The sequence below is a fragment of the Neorhizobium sp. USDA 3394 genome (genome assembly GCF_056280385.1).
The window spans coordinates 167916-187613 of sequence record NZ_JBWCDU010000001.1 but is presented as its reverse complement, the minus strand read 5'-3'; the positions used below and the strand labels follow the sequence as shown (position 1 = coordinate 187613).

The 19698-nt window shown below is 60.3% G+C and carries 5 protein-coding genes; all 5 read right to left on the bottom strand.

All coding sequences use genetic code 11. The annotated features are described in order from the left end of the window. Positions 1–5 precede the first annotated feature (5 nt). The 5 genes from ACZ9EJ_RS00705 to ACZ9EJ_RS00685 all read right to left on the bottom strand — a co-directional run bounded on the left by ACZ9EJ_RS00705 (position 6) and on the right by ACZ9EJ_RS00685 (position 19513). Positions 6–1298 carry an HlyD family type I secretion periplasmic adaptor subunit gene (locus ACZ9EJ_RS00705; protein WP_046628661.1) on the bottom strand — a complete coding sequence of 431 codons (1293 nt, stop codon included), beginning with the start codon at positions 1296–1298 and terminating at the stop codon, positions 6–8. After that, complete coding sequence (locus tag ACZ9EJ_RS00700) at positions 1295–3451, bottom strand: type I secretion system permease/ATPase (protein ID WP_046628659.1); 2157 nt, start codon at positions 3449–3451, stop codon at positions 1295–1297. The genes ACZ9EJ_RS00705 and ACZ9EJ_RS00700 overlap by 4 nt, the downstream gene beginning before the upstream one ends. Positions 3452–3469: 18 nt before the next feature. Next, entirely contained in the window at positions 3470–4909 is a 1440-nt protein-coding gene (locus ACZ9EJ_RS00695; RefSeq protein WP_251089636.1) for a TolC family outer membrane protein, read from the bottom strand. A 431-nt stretch (positions 4910–5340) separates the two neighbouring features. Then, entirely contained in the window at positions 5341–9042 is a 3702-nt protein-coding gene (locus ACZ9EJ_RS00690) for a putative Ig domain-containing protein (protein WP_476098532.1), read from the bottom strand. Between the two features lie 52 nt (positions 9043–9094). Further along, a complete protein-coding gene (locus tag ACZ9EJ_RS00685; RefSeq protein ID WP_476098530.1) occupies positions 9095–19513 on the bottom strand; it encodes a T1SS-143 repeat domain-containing protein in 10419 nt (3472 codons plus the stop codon). Positions 19514–19698 lie beyond the last annotated feature (185 nt).

The following is a 19698-nucleotide window of genomic DNA, read 5'->3' as shown; positions in this document are numbered from 1 at the left end:
GGGCTCTACCGTTCGGTAAGCGCATCGGAACGCGCCCGATTGATAGGCTTCATGAGATAGCTGAGGACTGTCTTGCGGCCCGTCATGATTTCCGCGGACGCAATCATGCCAGGAATGATCGGATAGAGCTTGCCGTTGCGTTCCAGCTCGGACTTGTTGGTCTTGACCTGGACGAGGTAGTAGGTCTCGCCCTTTTCCTTCTCGACGATACTGTCGGCCGAAACATTGGTCACTTCGCCGTCGAGCCCGCCGAAGATCGCGAAATCATAGGCCGTGATCTTGACGATGGCGGGCTGCCCGCGGCGGACGAACGCGACATCGCGCGGTGATATGCGCGCTTCGATCAGCAGCGTGTCGGCCGTCGGAACGATGCCGGCAACCACACGGCCCGGATCCACATAGGCGCCGATCGTATTGACTTCCAGGGTATTGACGATGCCATCCACCGGCGAGCGTATATCGGTGCGCTTGACGCGGTCCGAAGCGCCGCGGATCGTTTCGTCGATGACGGAGAGTTCCGCCAGGGCCTGCGCCTTGTCGGTCAGGGATTGCTGGCGAATAGCCAACGAAATTTCCCCAACCTGGAGCTTTGCTTCTTCGACGGCACCGCGAAGGCGTATCAGGCTTTCCTGGTAGACCTTGAGCTGGCCTTGCTGGTCCGTAAGCTGGCTTTCGATCGTCAGAAGCTGTGTCTGCGACACCAATCCCTTTTTGGCCAGAGGGCCGTAAAGATCGCGCTGCCGCGTCGAGGATGCAATATTCTGTTCAAGCCGATCGATATTGGCATTGGCTTCGCTGAGTTCGTTCTGCCGCTGCTTCATGCGCTCCTGAAGCACATCGAATTTGTTCTTGTAACTGGCCCTGTTGGCCTGGAACAGCCGATCTTCGTTGTCGCAGACGTTCTTGGCGACCGCCAGGACATCGGCCGGACATACGAATGGCTGGTCGTATTCGCCTTTTTCTTCCATCTGCAGGCGCGCGATCTTGGCGCCGAGCGCCCTCGCCTTGGCAACGGATTCGCCGAGCGTGGATTCGGTTGTGGTATTGTTCAGCTGAACGATCAAATCGCCCTTGCGGACAACCTGGCCGACCTGAACAGCTATGTCCTGGACGACGCCGGCTTCCGACGACTGGATGATCTGCGTCTTGGAAACGGGAATGACCTTGCCTTCGCCGCGGGCGATCTCGTCGATCTCCGCAAGCGCTGCCCAGGCGAGGAACGTCGCCATGCAGGCTGCCACCAGACCGACCAGCATGCGGGCGAAGAACGGGGGATTGTCTTGAACGCCTCTGCTCATGGCTTTGCGCCCTTGCGCTGCATCGCCTCGAGCACGGCCGCCTTCGGCCCGTCGGCAACGATGCGGCCCTTGTCGATCACCACCAGGCGGTCGCACAGTTCCAGCATGCTGAAGCGGTGCGTGGCGATCAGCAGCGTCGTGTCGCGGCTGAATGCGGTCGAGAGCTTGGCGAGGAGATGACGCTCGCTTGCAAGGTCCATGGCGCCCGACGGCTCGTCGAGGAAAACGATCTTGGGCTTGGTCAGAAGCAGGCGGGCAATCGCAAGAGCCTGTTTCTGGCCGCTGGAGAGGTTGCTGCCGCGCTCGCCGACCGGCATGTCGAAACCACGCGGATGGTTGGAAACGAACTCGTCGACGCCGGTCATGCGCGACACATGGAGCAATTCCTCGTCCGTCGCATCGGCGCGGCCGATCAGCAGGTTTTCCTTCACCGTCCCCGAGAACAGGTCGGACGATTGCCCGGCCACCGCGACCGCCGAGCGGACTTCCGACATGTGATACTGGCGGATATCGACGCCGTCGATCAGCAGGCGACCATCGGACGGCAGGAAAAGACCGTCGAGAAGGCGGCCGAGCGTCGTCTTTCCCGAGCCGATGCGGCCGATGATCCCGACCCGCTCGCCAGGAGCGACGGTCAGCGAAAGCTGATTGATGACCTTGTAGTCAGATCCCGGATACTGAAAGGAGACGTTCTGGAAGCTGAAGCCGCCCCGCTTGATCTCGCGGTTCACGAAACCCACGGTGGACGGGCGGTCCTCCGGCTGTTCCATGATCTTGTCGAGGATCTTGAGCGACGTCATCGCCTGCCTGAAGCGGGCAAGCGCCATCGCGATCTGGCCGAGCGGCGCCCCCGCACGGCCTGCCAGCATGACGGTCGCGATGATCGCGCCCATTGCCAGATGACCCTCGGAAAACTCGTAGGTGCCGGCAATCACGATCAGAACGCTGACCATCTGCTGGACAAGATTGGTGAGGTTTACGGCGTTCGAAGAGACATGCTTGATTTCCTCGCTGGTGCGGCTCGAGAGCTTCATCAGCTCCTGCCAGCGACGCAGCATGCCCGCTTCGGCGCGAAGGCTCTTGACGGTCTCGATCGTCGAGATCGTCTCGATCAGCAGCGACTGGCGCCGCGATGCCTCGTTGGTGGCGGCCGCCATGCGGTGGCCGATCTTGGCCTGGGCATGCAGCCCGATCAGCACGGACAGCACCAGCGCCACGGCCGGGATCACCACAAGCCAGCCTGAAAGCATATAGATCACGATCAGGAAGATGAACACGAACGCCGTGTCGATCAGCAGGCCGACCGTGTTGGACGTGAAGAACTCACGGACGAATTCGTACTGCGTGACGCGGTTGGCATATTCGCCCGTCGACAGCGGACGCGACGCGAGCGTCGAATTCAGCACCTTGTCGAAGATCATCTGGGAAAGACGCAAATCCGCGTTTCGTCCGGCATGATCGATGAGCGCGGCGCGGGCGGTCTTCAAGAGGAAGTCGAACGCGTAGGCAAGCGTGATGCCGATGGCGAGCACCCAGAGCGTCGGAAACGCCTTGTTGGGAAGCACGCGGTCGTAGACGTTCATCGTAAACAGCGGCGAGCCGAGCGCAATCAGGTTGATGAACAGCGCAGCCATGATGACGCGCATATAGGTGCGCCAGTAGGGAACCAGCGCCCGCAGCAACCAGTGCCGTCGCTCGATTTCTCCAGCCGCGCCGACCGAGGCATTGTCGGAGGCGTTCTGATAATAGAGCGTGAAGGCGAAACCGAAGCTCGGCTTTAACGCCACCAGCTCCTGACGCGTCAGCTTGACGGGATTTCCCGAGGCCGGAACCAGATCCGTGACGTAGTTTCCATCGTCATCGGCCTCCAGCAGCGGCAGGACGCCGCCGTTCTCGAAGACGATGATGGCGGGACAATCGAAATTGCCCTCGCGACACTCGCGTTCGCCGTGGCGGATGACTTCCAGCCCGATGCGCTGCGCCAGATGTTCGACATCGTCCAGTTCAAGAGATTCGGAAATCTCGTCCGGCAAGCCGGAAAACAGGACGATGTCTGACGTCGGGCGCCCGTAAAAGCTCGCAACAGACCTGAATGCAGTTTTAAATGTCCGAAACGGCGTCGTGTCTGCGTGGTCGAGCTTTACGTTGAGCATTTGGTCCTTGCCAATCCGTTACTGTCGGATCGGCGCCAGGAGATCCATGGGCATGCCAGCCTTTTGACGGGAGTCAACTTCGACATAGCCAGGATTCGTGACGCCACCCGGGACAGCAAACTCATTCCGGGCATACGCCTCAGCCTGACCGACGGGCTTCAGCTTCATCGACTGAAGCAGGCTGCCCGATGCGGCCAGAATCTTGTATTCGGCGAAAAGCGAAGCAAATCGTGCGGTTTCCGCAAGAATGCTGGTGTTGAAACGGGTGTTCTGGGCATCCAGCACGTCGAGAAGCGAACGCTGATTGACCTTGAACTGCTCGCGATACGAGGAAACGAGGCTGCCGTTCGTCGAGGACTGACGCGCCAGGATCGTCGACAGCTCGCCGCGGCCGCTGCGCTCGTTCCATGCGGAGCGGATGGATTCCTCAACCTCGCGATGGGCCTGCGCCAGACCGTATCGCTGCTCGCTGGCGCGACGGATCTGCTCCTGCTCGCGCGCCTGGTCGATACCACCGCGATAGAGGTTCCAGCGGGCGGTCACACCGACCTGGACGTCGTTGGTATTGCCCTGGTTGCCATCGATGTCGTTGCCGACGCGCGCGCTGCCCTGAAGATCGACCTTCGGAAGATAGTTGGCGCGCGAACCGCGAACACCGGCATCGGCCGCATCGACGTCGGCATCGGCCGCGTGAATCTGCGGGCTGTTCTTCTTGGCGATGAAGATCGCGTCGTTGAGCGTCTTCGGGATGAACTTCGCGAGCGATACCGGCACCTTGACCGGACCGATCGGCTCGCCCACCGTCTTCAGGAAGCGGATCTTCGTGAGCTCCAGCTCTTCCTGGGCTTCGCGCAACCGGGCACGTGCCGCCTCGAGGCGCTCACGGCCCTGCAGACGGTCGGCGTCGGTCAAGGCACCGCCCTGGATGCTGGCGCCGATATCGCCGAGGATCTGGTTGTGGGCAGCGACGTTCTGCTGGGCAATACCGACGATCTTGGACTGCAGGATATACTCAAGATAATCTTGGGTAACCTGAAGAGCCAGCGACTCGGACCGCTCGACGACGCGGAACGAGGCGCCGTCAACACGCGATGCCTGCTGCTCCACCTGAGAGCGGCGGCTGCCGCCATCAAACAACGTTTGAGTAATCGTCAGGCTCGCATCGGAGCCCTTGAAGTTTTCGTAGTCGCGAGACAGCGTACCAGTACTGCTGTTCGACAGTCTACGACGGCTTACACCTGCCTGCAAATCTATGGAAGGAAGGTAAAGACCCCGTGCCTGCCGCAACTCGAACTCGACCGCTTCACGGTTTTCTACCGCCTGCATGATCTGCGGGTTGGTCTTGAGAGTCTTTGCTACCGCTTCATCGAGCGTCATCGCGTTCGCAGGTGCGTTAAACACAACCCCCAAGGCTACGGTCGCCAGCAGCGTTGCTAAAATTCTTGTGCTCTTAAACAATCGGATGCCCCTCGCCGATTAAAATCCCATGTCGGCATTCATATACTGCGGCGATTTCGTTGGAAAGTATTATCATTTCTAATTCAGCGGCCCAAGCCTGCTTCCGATATTCATCGTTCTAGGGTTAATTACCAGATGGAAACCATCCATCCATTTGTTTTTTAATAAAAAATTTACAGAGCCAAGTGATTGGACACAAAAGTAGATAATCCACTCGGTTTCCCCAGGCGTATACATTTACCTCTTGTGTAGCCGCCGAGACACATGGAGAACTGCTGTTGCGGTGCGGGGATTACACGCGCTACACGCCCCCTAATTGTATAAATTTAGAACAGTCCTTCCTCGTCAAATTCTTTTGCAAGACATTACTTAAACAAGAAAAGGCGCTTGCGCGCCTTTTCTCCGGTTTCTGACTTGCAACACCCTTCGCTTTATACGTGCGAGATGTTCGCCGAGTGCTTGTCGTCGTCGAAGAGGATCTTGACGGCTTCCGTGTGATTCTGAAGCACGGCGACATCCTTCCAGCTGTCGGTGGCGACCTGGACGCTGACGGTCGTGTCGTTACCGGCAATCGTGGTGCGAACATTCGCGGCCGCCTCTTCACCGGTTGCCTGATGGCCAAGCAGAGTGTCGAGAAGCTTCGAAACATCGACAGCATCGCCTTCGCTCGACTTGTAGTCGGTGATGATGTCGGCCATGTCCAGTTCGTGCAGGGCCGAAGGATCGAGCACGAACGTATCCGCGCCGGCACCGCCGGTCATCTGCGTCAGGCCCGGCATGGCGGCGAGGATGTCGTCACCATCCGTTCCGACCAGCACGTGGTCCGGCGCATCGCTGAACAGGGTGTCGAAGCCGACCTCGACGAAGGAACCGGTCGAACCGTCGGCATAGGTGAACGTGCCTTCGGCAAACAGCGCCTGGCCGTCGATATAACCTTCCGCACTGTCGGCATCGAGCGAGATGCCGGTGATGCCGTAGTCGTTCAGGCCCTTCAGTTCCCCCTCGTCGCTGGCGCCGTTGCCGTTGGCATCCTGCCAGACCAGCAGCTTGTCGAAGCCGGTGTCGGACGCATCGATCTTGCCGTCGTGATTGACGTCAAGCGTCGAAAGCGCCGCCACACCGCCGGCATGCGCGCCGCCGGCAAAGCTCGGAGTGAAGATCTCCGAACCGTTGTCGATCTTGCCATTGCCATCGACATCATAGGCAAGGATGCCGTCGGTCTTGGTCCAGGCCACCTGATCGAGCTTGCCATCGGCATTGATGTCGAACTTCACGCCGTCATCGACGGAGGTGAAGGCGAAGCCGTTATGGTCTAGGTCGAGGATGATGGGGTCGGCTGCGCCTACAAAGTTCTCAGACGTGAGCGAACCATATCCAACGCCGACAAGCGTCATCACATGTTCAACGACCATGTTGCCTACGCTAACATTGTTATTTGACGATATACTTACGTTATATATCGCCGCATTGGCGCTAGCATTCGTACTCGAGTAAATGATGAATATGTAGTCGCCTTGGTCAACGTAATCCTGAGTGGCATTTACAATTTTCTGCTCGATATTCTTGTTATGCCCATCGTCGTCAAATTGATCCTGGCTAACAGACACTGTCAGGGACACGATCCGGACACCAGAACCGATGTTGGAATTACTCGACGCCGTCGTGAATCCACCGGAAATTGAACTTCCACTCAAAGATATGGCGATCTTGTCATGTCCGATATCGAAATTATTCACGACAACGGCCGTATTACCCTCGGGATCAAGAGAGGCGTTATTATACACAATCTTGTCGTAATTTGACATGTCAACATCCGGCCCAGAACCTGCGATCGTGACCGTAGCGCTCGCCGCAGTGATGCTGACCCCGATCGAGCCAGTCGACACCTTTGTATCCGTGTGGACCAGATGGTCGGACAGCGTAGCGCTGTCGAGGACAGTAGCCGCGACGCTGATAGCGAAGTTTCCGGCATAGTTAGCCGGCGGTGTCATCGTCAGGCCGGAGGTATTGACCCCGGCGGCGTTCTCGATAACCCAGACCCCCCCGACCAGCGCACCCTGGTTGAAGGTCGCGCCGGCCGGAAAGCCCGTCAGTTCGACCCGCGTCACCTTTTCCGACCCGTCAGTGTCGCCAAGGGCAATGTTGAGCCCGATAGCGGCCGTGCCGTCTTCGTTACCAAGACCAGAACCGGAGATCGTCGCCGCATCCGCGACAGGGCGGATGTTGAGCGTGATGGTAGCCGAAGCCGTGGCCGTGCCGTCGCTTACCGTGTAGTCGATCGTGGTGACACCGCTGGCGTTGGCGTGCGGCGTGTAGACAAGGTCCCCGTTCTGATAGAGCCAGCCGCTGCCCCCCGGCCCTGACGTGATGGTTGCGGCGGTCGGTTGCAGAGTGTCCCCATCGACATCGGTGTCGTTGGCGAGGAAATTGGTGCCGGATGTCGTGTGGTCCTCATCGACGAAAAAGATATCGTCATACGGAGTCGGCGCGTCGTTGACCGGCGTGACCGCGATGCTGAACGTGTCCGAAACATCGTTCAAACCGTCGGTTGCGGTTACCTTCACGTCGAAGCTGCCATTGTAGTTCAATGGTGCAACACCGCTGAACGTCCGGGTCGCCGCGTCGAAGTGCAGCCAGGCCGGCAGTGCCGAACCATCGCCGAGGGTGGCCGTGTAGGTCAGGGCCGAGTCGACGTCCGAGAACGTGTCTCCCGGAACCTGGAAGGAAATTGTGCCCTCCTCCGCAATGCTCTGGTCGGCAATCGCGTGGGCGAGAACGGGCGCTTCGTTGACATTGGTCAGCTGCACGCTGAAGGTTTCGGAATAGCTGCCGTTCTTGCTGTCCGTCACGAGCACCGAGAGGTCGATTGACGGGGTCGTCTCATAGTCGAGAACCGCACCCGCAGCGACAGTGATCTCGCCGGTCGAGGCATTGATCACGAACCTGCCGTCTGCCGACGTCAGCGACGTAGAGCTGTCGGCGAGGATGAAGGCATAGCTCAGCGGGTCGATGGAACCGTTCACATCGACGCCATGAACACTGCCGAGGATTGTGCCCGCAGCCGAGTTTTCCGCAACGGTAAGACCCGAAGTCGTCAGATCCGTCGGCGCCTGCTCGATCAACTGGGCTGCAGTGACCGTGCCGTCGGCAAAACGGAAGTTCTCGACGCCGGTTGCCTTGAGGACGGGGCCGCCATTCGGCAGCGAGATCGTGAACTCGCCGCTGACGGGATCCTGTGTGACCGTTACGTCCTTCCAGACGCTTTCGCCGGCCTCGTCACCGATGACAAGCACGTCGGCTCCACCGGCACCCTTGACGACCACGCTGTGGCCGGAAGTCAGCTCCGAGACGTCGAAGGTCTCATCGCCCTCTCCGCCTTCGTAAGTGATGGTCGAGGTAAGCAGCGAAGTACCCGCAAAGCTGCCGTTGACGGCAAGGGTGTCAGCGCCGCCGCCGCCCTGGACGACGATATCTTCAATCTCATTGACTTCGGCCGCCAACACGCCGTTCACGGTCAGCAGAATTTCGGCCAAACCGGCATATGGAGCCCCGGGGTGAGCGGCGTTATAGGCCGCGACGCTCCAGATCGCATACTGCTCGCTTGCCGAAGAACCGACGACGCGCAGCAGGTCACGACCGCCTGCGGGTTCGGTTCCACCGTCGATCACATCCAGGCCGTCACCGACGGACCACTGGATCGTGTCGTTGCCATCGCCGCCATTGATGGTGTCGTTACCCTTGCCGCCGATCAGCGTGTCGTCGCCGTCTTCGCCGTAGAGCTCATCGGCGCCGCCGCCGCCTTCGACGTGGTCGCTGCCCGCGCCAGCAAAGATGATGTCGTCGCCGGCATCTGCCGGGTCGGGGTTGCCATCGTCTTCGCCAAAGAGCCAGTCACCACTGGAGCCGCCGTAGATAAGGTCGTTTCCGCCCTCACCCTTGGCAGTACCGCCACCATTTCCGAGGATGAGAACGTCGTTGCCAGCACCTGCAAAGAGGCCGTCGCTGACATTGTCATCTCCGCCGATCAGCAAGTCGTTACCGGCGCCGCCAAGAAGCGCATCGGAGCCTGCGCCGCCGCGGAGCACGTTGTCGTTTCCGTCACCGGCCAGGATGTCGTCGCCGGCACCACCCACCAGATTCTCAATATCGACAAGCGTATCCGTTCCGACCGCATTGTTAGCGCCGTCACGATCGACGGCACCGTGGGGCCGGAATGGTCTCCGGCCAGCTTACGGCGTCGCCAAGGTTGGCGAGCACACCGGTTGTCAGCGATGAGTAATCTGCCGTGTCGCCGCCGACAGCCGAAGCAATGATCGCCGCGGCATCGCCCGATGCCGGGTTGGACGGACGGTTGAAGCCAACCGCACTGTTGCTGCCGCCATCGAGCAGGTCGTCGCCTTTGCCGCCAATCAGCTTATCGTTGTCGTCTCCGCCATAGATGGTATCGGCGCCAGCCGAGCCGGTGATGGTGTCGTTGCCGGCACCGCCGTCCAGGGTGAGCGCTACAGGAGGCAGCGCGACAGTATTGAGGTTGCTGGCATTGATGACGTCATTGCCGCCCTTGGCTTCGATGGTCAGCTCGGAAGTGCTGATCCCCGAAACGGACGGAATGCCGTTGCCATAGACCTGCAGGAGATTGGAGTTACCTTCGATCGTGATCGTCTCGGCACTGTCCTGGCTGCGGACCGTGATCTTGTCGGCGCCGTCGGCCTGATAGAGCACCACCGACTCGATGTTGGTGGCGTTGACATCGACAATGTTATCGCCCTCGACATCAAGGGTGAAACCGGTCGAGGTCACCGTAAGAACTGCGGATTCCGCGGTGGCGTTTCCGGAAGTGAGAAGAACGTCACTTTCGGTGCCGCCATCGATGGTGTCGACACCATCGCCGATAGCATAGTTGAAGGTATCGCCACCAATCCCGCCGTCGATCGCGTCGTCGCCAAGACCGCCAGTGATGTTGTCAATGCCGCTGCCGCCGTTGATCTGATCGTTGCCGGCGCCGCCCCATATTTCGTCGCTGCCGGCGCCACCTTCGAGGATGTCGTTGCCGCCAAGACCGGAGATCAGGTCGTTGCCATTGCCGCCGCTGATGATATCCGCCGAATTCGAGCCGCCGAGAACGTCATTGCCCTCGCCGCCTTCGATCGTGATAGGCCCGCCGTCCGCCGTGGAGCCTGCAGCCAGGAGGATGACGTCATTGCCATCGGTACCGACGATCTTCTCGACGCCGGAGAGATAACCTGGAGCCATGGTGTAATCGGCCACGAAGCCCGATTTGCCGTCCCGCTCAAGGATGATCGTGTCGCTTCCTGTACCGCCGATGACCCTGTCGCCAGTTCCGGCAAGACCCGTGATGTCGACAGCCCGAAGGCTGCCGTCACCCAGCTGAATGTCGCGGGTACCGGAACCGGTCACATCCGCGCCGAGGACGAAGGTGTCGTTGCCGGCACCGCCGTCAAGCGTATCGCCGCCCATCACGCCCTTGATGACGTTGGCACCATCATTGCCGAGGATCGCGTTTGCCTGGCCGTCGCCGATGACGTTGATCGGAGCAGCACCCTGCAGGGTGATGTTCTGGGCGCCGTTCAGGGTCAGCACGATGCCGGTGTCTTCAACACCACCGACGACCGTCAGGTTGTTCTTGGTGATCGTCGCCAGTTCATTGGTAACCGTACCGACCAGCTCGATGCGGTAGCCCGCAAGCGTGGTCGACGCGTCATTGGCCTGCTGGATGGTGTCGTAGGTGCCGATGAGATTGGTGCCGTTGAAGACACGGATCGGATCGGTCAGGTCAAGCACAACACCGTTGGCGAACTGGATCAGTTCGATGCCGAACAGGCGATCGACGTTCAGGCCAGGTCCGGTGGAGCCGCCAAATTCGACAGCGCCTGATTTGGCCAGAACTTCCCAGGTTTGGAAAGCTGCGTTCCAGGTGACTTCATAGTTGGAAGGATCACTTCCAAACATCGCCTTGTCCTGCTCGCCGGCCTTCGCATAGAGATCGTCGCCGACATTGGTCGTGCCGTTGCCGAACAGGTTGTCGGAATGCTTGCCGCCCCAGAACACGTCGTTGTCGGCGCCGCCGATCAGCGTATCGGCACCGGCACCACCCTTGAGCGTGTCCGTGCCTTCGCCACCGGTAATGACGTCATTGCCCTTGCCACCCGTAATGGTGTCGTTGCCCTTGCCGCCGTTGATGGTGACGCCGCCATTGGCCTGGTCGCTGAGGTAGTCGTCGCGCAGGGTGATGGTGTCGTTGCCATCGGTGCCGGTGATTTCTTCGACACGGGTGATGGTGGTGACGTTGCCATCAAGCAGGAAGCCCTGCGTGCCGGTGGTCAGGACGATCTTGTCGTAGTCGGCACCGCCGTCGATGCTATCCATGGTTCTGGCCAGACCGTTGACGATCTGGTCTGCGCCGAGGTTGATGATGTCGTTGCCGGCACCGCCTTCGATCGCGTCCGCACCGAGGCCGCCGGTAAAAGTGTCATTGCCGGTGCCGCCGCGGGCGACGTCATTGCCCGCACCGCCGATGAAGGTGTCGTTGCCTTCGTTGCCATCGAAGACGACGGAAACCGCGTTTGCGGCGGTAATACCGCTCGCGTCGACCACATCACCAGTGGCCGAATTGCTGCCCGTCACACGGATCGTGTTCGGCTGAACCGCGGTGCCGGCGAGGTTGCCGACATTGACCGTGATTGCGCCGCTGCCGGCAACGATGTCGATGCCTTCGATTTCGTCGGCACGGATCGTCCCGCTGTTCGAACCGTTGTAGCTGACGGCGATATCAGCGGCATTGCCGGATCCCGCATTGATTGTCGGACCACCGGAAGCCAGGCCGATGTTGAAGGTGCGAGCCTGGGTGTCGCCCTCTACACGCAGAACGTCGTAGTTCGGAGAGGTATTGGATGTTTCCGTGCCGCCGTTGATGCGGTCATTGCCATCGCCGACCTTGTAGATGAACAGGTCGTTGCCTGCCTCGCCTTCCAGCGTGTCGTCGCCACCGTTGCCGATGATGGTGTCGCTGCCGGCGCCACCGCGGATCGTGTTGGCCTGGCTGCTGCCAACGAGGATGTCGTTGCCGTCACCGCCGGTGACGTTGACGATACCATTCATCCTGTCGATACCGAGAACCTTGTCGCCAACGGCCGCAAGGTCGGTTGCCGTATCGCCGGCTACCGTCTGGCCATTCACGGTGACGGAGTTGTCGCCCAGGTTGACGAATACGCCGGAGTTCAGGTCGTCGTAGCTGATGTTGTTGCCGTTGTTGGTGACATTGCCGGCGGCATCCACACGGACGGTGAAGCTGGCATTGTCGCCGTCGCCATCGCTGTCGGTTGCCGTGTAGAGGAAGCGCAGATCCAGGTAGGCGTCGTCATTGCTGATCGGCGCGCCATGATCCAGCGGCTGATGCAGGGTGAAGGTATAGCTGCCGCTGCCGTTGTCATTGAGTGACACTTCGAACACGCGATTGGCCGCGATTGCCGGATCGCCATTGACATAGGCAACCAGGACACCTGCCAATAAGGCATAAGACAGGGTCTGCCCGCTGGATGTCAGCGTGATGGGCTGACCGGCTGCATTGGTGATGTTGGCGGCCGGAGTTGCGTTTGCGAAGGCCACCGAGCGGTTTGCGCTTCCGCTGTTGCTGTCGTCGCTCTTCCAGTCGATCCCGAGCGAAACATTGCTGACGGCCGGGCTGCCGCTGTCCTCTTCGAGGAACTGGCGCCAAGGCGTGTCGGCTTCCGGCGTGTCGTCGACGATGGTGACAGCGAACGAACCGGGCGCCGTATCGCCATCACTGTCCTTGGCAGTGAAGCCGAAGTTCAGCGTTGCGCTGGAACCATTGGCACCAAGGTGATCGATATTGTCATTGAGGATGAAAGTGTAAGAGCCGTCATCCGAGTCGGAGAGCGAGACGGTGAAAACGGTGGTAGCACCTGCCGTGGCAGTCAGCACGGTTCCATCAGGCGACAGCGTATACATGATCGCCGTGCCGTCATGGGTCAGACCCGAGTCTGCACCGTTGAGAGCGGCATTGAAGGTTACGGAGCGGTTGGCCGAACCGGAATTGTTGTCGTCGGCACCCCAGTTGATGTTGAGGTCGCCGTGCTGGACAGTCGAACCGTCGGTATCAGCAAAAATAGCGTCCAATATATTATTCGGGAGAGCATTTTCGTTGACGGTCTCGTTCTCGACAACGCCAACCGAAGGCCCACCATCGGCGACGGTTACGGTGAAGCTGCTCGATGCTTGGTCATTGTCGGAATCTTCCGCAATGAAGTTGAAGCTGAGCGTCTTGCTCGCCGCGTCGGCATTGGTGTGGTCGATATTGTCGTAGAGCTTGAACGTATACTGACCCGAACCGTTGTCATCGAGAGAAACGGTAAAGATGATCCGGGCGCCGAAACCGCTGCCGGTATAGGCAGTCAGCGTGGTTCCACCGACATCATACTTGATAATCTCGCCGTTCGACGTCAGACCCGAGGGCGCACTGTTGGCACCGAAACGGACAGAGATGTCCGGGCCGGAAATGGCATCGCGATTGTCGGCACCCCAATGGATGTCGAGGTTGCCGCGCTGGACGGTGGAGCTATCGCTGTCGGCGCTTGCTTCGTCGCCCAGAGTGTAGGGAAGATTGACTTCCGAGACGGTCTCCGCTTCCGGCGAACCGATATACGGCGCGTCGTCGTCAATGGTCACCCGAACGGTGCCGCTTGCCGGGTCGCCGTCACCATCCCGGATGGTGAAGTTGAAGTCGATGTTGATATCGTCTTCCTTGTTGCCTCCGGAAGTGGTGCTGTGATCCAGCGGCCGCTCAAGCGTGAACGTGTAAGCGCCCGTGGCAACATCCGTCACCTTGAGTGTGAAGACGACCGGGCCGGCATTGCCGGCGGTCGCCGTCAGCGTGTTGGTGCTGTTGTCCCAGGCGTAGCTGAGGCTGGTGCCGAACGACTTCAGTCCGAGGCTTGCAAGATTGCTGGTCTGGAAGACGATGTTCGTCGCTTCACCGGCAATACCATCCGTGCCGAAATTGTAGCTGAGGTTGGCGCTGGCTGTCTTGGAGTTGGAGGCGGCGTCATCCGTGTATGCAGGACCCGCACTATTGCCGCTGGAGAGGCCGTCCTCGTCGACCGTTACACCCGTCTGCGTCGGCGAAACGGTCGGCGCATCGTCCCGAACCTTGATGTCGAGAGCGGTCGATGTCGTGGCACGCGCAGTATCGCCTTCGCGATCGGAGATCGTCGTGGTGACGTAAACGCCGTTGACACTTGCGGTTTCGTTGGCATTGGCGGCATCGCCATGCTTGATCGGCTGGTACTGGGCCATCGACACAGTACCGTTGCCGTCGATCGACAGGGCGAACACGACGGTCGCACCGACCTTGCCGACGACCAGGTTACCTTCGGTGTAAAGCTTCACATCCGAACCATTGAGCGTCTGGATGCCGGAGCTTTCACCGTTGAACACACCACCGTCAGCCTTGGTCAAAGCCAGCGACTGAGAACCGGCTCCATCGGCGCCGTAGTTGTTGCCGGCCGTGGAAACCATATTCGCCTGCTGCGACCAGCCGAGAGCCGTGCCGAGGCTGGAGAATGCGCTCGGAAGTGCACCCGCCATATCGTCCGTGCCGGCGTCAGCGCCTGCGGTCTCGTCGCCCAGAAGGGCGTTGCCGGCAACGGTCACAACGCTTGCAATTGGCGCATCGTCATCGATCGTCACGGTAAAGCTGCCGCGCCCGGTCGGGTCGCCATCGGAGTCCGTCGCGCGGAAGTTGAAGGTGAGGTCGAGATTGTCTTCGGCATTCGCACCGCTGTGGTCGAGATTGCCGAGAAGATCGAACTTGTAGCTGCCGTTTGCCGCGGTCGGGTCAAGGGTAACCTTGAAGACCTGGTTTGCAGCGACAGTCGGATCGGTGCCGTCCTTGTAGGCCGTCAGGACGTAGCCGCCGTTCCAGTTGCCCGAACCATCGCGCAGGTAATCGATGCGGTAGTCGAGCGAGACACCATCCGACTTCAGGTTGGCGAAAGCAGAGCCGAGATAGCTCGAGACATTGTTGTCGCTGATCTTGCCGGTGCTGATTTCGGTCGCTTGACCGCCGACAGCGCGCACGAAATTGATCTCGCGGCCGATCGGATCGTCATCGTAATCGCGGTTGTCACCCAGATATTCCGACTTGATGTCCGCATCCGCACCCCAGCTGACACCGAGGCTCACTGCACCCGTCGTCGTCGATGCGCCGGCGAGGTCCGCATTGGTGCCCGTGGCGCCCGGATAGCTCTCGCCGGCATTGCCGCCGAACAGGCCGTCTTCGTCCACGGACGAAGCAGCAACGCTGGTGAGCGACGGAGTGTCGTCATCGATCAAAACGGAGAACGAGCCGTCGGCATCGTCGCCATCGCCATCGACCGCAGTAAAGTCGAATTCGAGCCTGATCCTGTCGCCCTGGAAACCGTCATGGTCGAGGTTGTCGATCAGCGTGAACGTGTAGGAACCGGAGCCCTGATCGGAAAGCCCGACGGTAAAGACCGCAGCACCGGCCTTGTCGGCACCGAGATTTTCCCCGTTTGCGCCGACATAATGGCCGTTTTCATAACGATAGGCGGTCAGCAGGGTGCCGTTCTGGCTGGTCTCGTAACGGATCGCATGACCATTGGAGGTCAGGCCGTTCGGAGCGGAATTGCCGTCGAACACGACATAACGGTCGCCATCCGCATTGGAATGACCACCATTGGCGACCGCGTTGCCCTGGTCGGCGCCCCAGAAGATGTTGAGCGACTTGCTCGTCGCACCGGCAGCAGTACCGATATCATCTTCGTCGACGCCGCCGCTGAAGATCGAGGAAACCACGACCGGCGTATCGTCGTCGATCGATACGGAGAAGCTCTTGGTAACCTGGTCGCCGTCAGCATCCCGCGCGATGAACTGGAAGTTCAGGTCGGTGTTGTTTTCCTCGTTGCCACGTGACTGGTCGATATTGTCGAGCAGCGTGAACGTGTACGAGCCGGAGTCGGCATCCGAAAGCGAGACTTTGAAGACCGCCGCCGACGCCTTGGCTGCAGCGTCAACGACGTTGCCGTCGGCGTCATAGTAGCTGCCGTTCTGCTGACGGTAGGCGATGAGTTCGGTGCCGTTCGCGCCGACTTCGTAAACGATCTTGAAGCCGTTCGAGGTCAGGTCCGCAGGAACCGAATTTGTGCCGAAGACAACCGAGCGATCGCCGGCAACCTGCGCGCCAACGTAACCGCCGTTGACGTTGTCGTTCGCATTATCCGCACCCCAGGAGATGTTGAGGCTGCGGGTCGTGACCGTATCCACGAGCAGCGAATCCCCGCCGCCGAAGAGCGGGCCCGGATTGCCGGCGCCGGATGCGAGCTGGGTCCAGCCGTCTTCATCGACGTCGCCACTCTGCGGAGTGCCAACCACGAGCTGGTCATCCGCGATCGTGACGGTCGCCGTCCCAACTGCCGCCTGGTCGCCGTCCGCATCCGTTCCGACGAACTTGAACGACAGGCTTGCGGAATTCGAACCTTCGGCGTGATCGAGCTCGTTGAAGATCTCGACCGTATAGGAGCCCTTCGAGGCGGTCGGATCGAGAACGATCTGGAAGACCTTGGTTTCCGTGCCCTGGATGTAGGCGGTCAGGGTCTGGCCACCGCTGACATCGCTCGTCAGCACGTAGTTCAGCGCATTGCCGCCCGAGGTCAGCGTGCCACCGGTGACGCTCAGGCCAAAGGTCGAAGCATCGGTCGTGGTGATTGCCGAAGCAATTGTACCGGCAGAATTCGCGAAGCCGACCGAGCGGCCATAGGTGTCGCCAGCGCCGCGAACGTCATCGTCAGCACCCCAGGAGATGCCGAGCGAAGCAGCATCCGTCTTGCGGATATCCGCAGACGTCGCATCGGTCGCCGAATAGGTAGAGACATCGTCTTCGTTGAGACCGGCATTGGTGCCGACAGTCCCCTGGACCGGCGTATCGTCGATCACCGATACGGTGAAGGAACCACCAACGCTATCGCCGTCGGAATCCTTCGCGATGAAGTCGAAATCGAGATTGATCTTGTTCTCGCTGCCACCGGCCGGATGATCGAGCGTCGCATTGAGAGTGAAGTCGTAGCGGCCGGCACCGAGGATGCCATCATCGCTCACGGTCACGGTAAAGACGACCGTGCCGCCTTCGAAGCTTTCGCCAGTATAACCGATCAGAGTGCGACCGTCGTCAGCGAGATGATACTTGACATCCTCGCCATTGGACTTGAGCACAACGTCGTTGCCATAGGTTGCCAAAGCACCTTCGACGATGCCGCCGAATGCAACGGAGCGATCGTTGAGACCGGCGCCGGGCGTCGGGTTATTGTTGTCGGCACCCCAGAGAATGCCGAGCGAACCGAAGGAGGACTTCTGGGTCAAGTCGACGAAGCCACCGAAGAGCTTGAAGTCGGCATCGCCCGAACCGGACGTATCTTCATTGCCGCCCGGCAGTTCTTCTTCTTCGACAGTGCTGTCGGTGGCACCGAGCCAAACCGGCGCGTCGTCAGCCACGATGATCGAGAAGCCGCCATCGACGGCATCGCCGTCGGAATCGGTCGCGGTAAAGCCGAAATTGAGGGTGAGCTGATCGACGGCTTCGCCGCCGGCACGATGGTCCAGATTGCCCAGCAGCTCGAACTTGGCGTTGCCGCCTTCGGTCGTCGGGTCGAGCGTCAGCTTGAAGACCGCATCGCCATGCGTGTTGTAGATGGTGACCGTCTCACCGCCATTGGGCAACGAGGTAACCCCATCAGGCCCAACCTGCAGCGCGTAACCATCCGATGTCAGGCCTGCGAGGGCCGATGACAACCCGCTGAAGCTCAGCGCACGGTGTGTGGTCGCGTCGGCATCGCCAACCTTCGCATCGTCAGCACCCCAGGAAATACCCAGTTCAGCGGAGCTCGTCCGAGATTCCTTGGGGAGGTCGTTGCCGAGCGGGAGATCGTCTTCATCTACGCCGTTGAGCTGGACCGGCTTCCCAACGGTCGGAATATCGTCATCGACCGTGACGGAGAAGCTGCCGGCCTGCGAATCGCCATCGGCATCCGTTGCCGTGTAGTTGAAAGTCAGCGGAAGAGCATCGCTCTCGGAAGCGTGGTCAAGCGGACCCTTCAGCTCGAACGTCGCAGTACCATGCTCAGAGGTCGGATCGAGGGTGACGGTGAACACCGCCGGACCTTCGACATTGCCCTTATATGCCGTGATGGTGACCGTACCATTGGCCGAAGCCGTCGGCGCGCCATAGACAACCGTAACGCCATCCGAAGTCAGACCCTGCGGCAGGCCGCTGTTAACGAAAGCGATTGAACGGCCGAAGGCATCGCCTTCCGATTCACCCTTCACATTGCTGTCGGCACCCCAGGAGATACCGAGATCAGCCGAACTGACGAGGCTTTCGCGCGCTTCTCCTTCGTCATTGCCGTTTGAAAGGTCATCCTCGTCCACCGAGACGAGCGTCACCGCGCCGCCGATCGACGGGCCGTCATCACCGATCTCGATCGAGAACGAACCGGTGTCGGAATCGCCGTCCTTGTCTGTGACCGTGAACGTAAAGTTCAGTCGCAGGGCGTCATCGGCACCGATCTGGCCGAGATCCGGATGGTCGAGAGGCTGCGACTGCGTGTAGGTGAAGGCGCCGGTGGTGGGATTGGTGACCGTCAGCGTGAAAACGGTGACCGTGGTCTCGCCGACGGTGATCGTGCCGGTGACCGTCAGGCCGTCAGGCGAGGTCGACACCGTGACCGGCTGACCGCCGGACGTGAGCGGCGCAGCAACACCGCTGCCGGTCCCTTCCGCCATGTCGGACGTGCTCTGGTAATTCACCGAGGAGACAATGCCGAAATCGTCACCGCCGTCGAAAGCGAGCGTGCCCGTGATCGTCTCGTTGCCGACGACGTCATCGGCTAGAACCGATTCGGAGAAGATGAACGGCGACCCCATGTCGAAGGCGTCCGGCTGATCGTCCGCCGCCGTCCGGTCGTCGAGACCTCCGCCATCGCCAAATTCCGTATCGCCGAGCAGCGAGGCGAGCTGAATGGGGTCGTTCTGGCTCCCCTGGATCGAGTCTTCGAACTCGGCGCCGGAGCTGTCTGGACGTCCGGTTGCGCTGAAGGATCCGTCCGGGCCGGCTGCGACGTTGATGCCGCTGTCTTCCAGGGCCGCGAAGAGCACCTGCTGGGGTACCTCCACCTCGCCGATCAGCATCGTCGGGATCTTGGCCGCGCCATTGACGATGACGATCTCGGTTCCGTCCGCCTGCACCAGGATCAGGTTTGCGCCGTCGACCCGGATGTCGTCGATCGATACACTCGTTGCCAGGTGAACGATGTTGTTGGCGTCCGGGGTCACTTCGGCGGCCGGGGCTGCTGGAGCAGCGGCCGGCGCATTCGGATCGGTCGGAACGCGGTTCGTCGTCGGGGTGCGGCCATCACCGGCCTGCGCCACCTGGATCTCATGTTCGATCGGAGAAGGCGTAGAAGAGGCTGCGATCTCCTCCTGGATTTCCGACGAGAAATTCTCAGTCAGATTTTCTTCCGAGATGCTCGACAGGCGCGGATCTTCAACGGACATGACTCTAACCCCCAATAAAAACTGTGCCGCAATCAACTCCGCCCCCAAATATAAAGCAAGACTTCCTTAACCTTCGCGATATAGCCGGTTATGTGTCGGGAACGGAATTATTGACAGAAGGTTAACTGCGGCGGCGGAAGGCGTATTAAAGCCACACATCTTGCCCAGGTCGGCTGCAAAACATG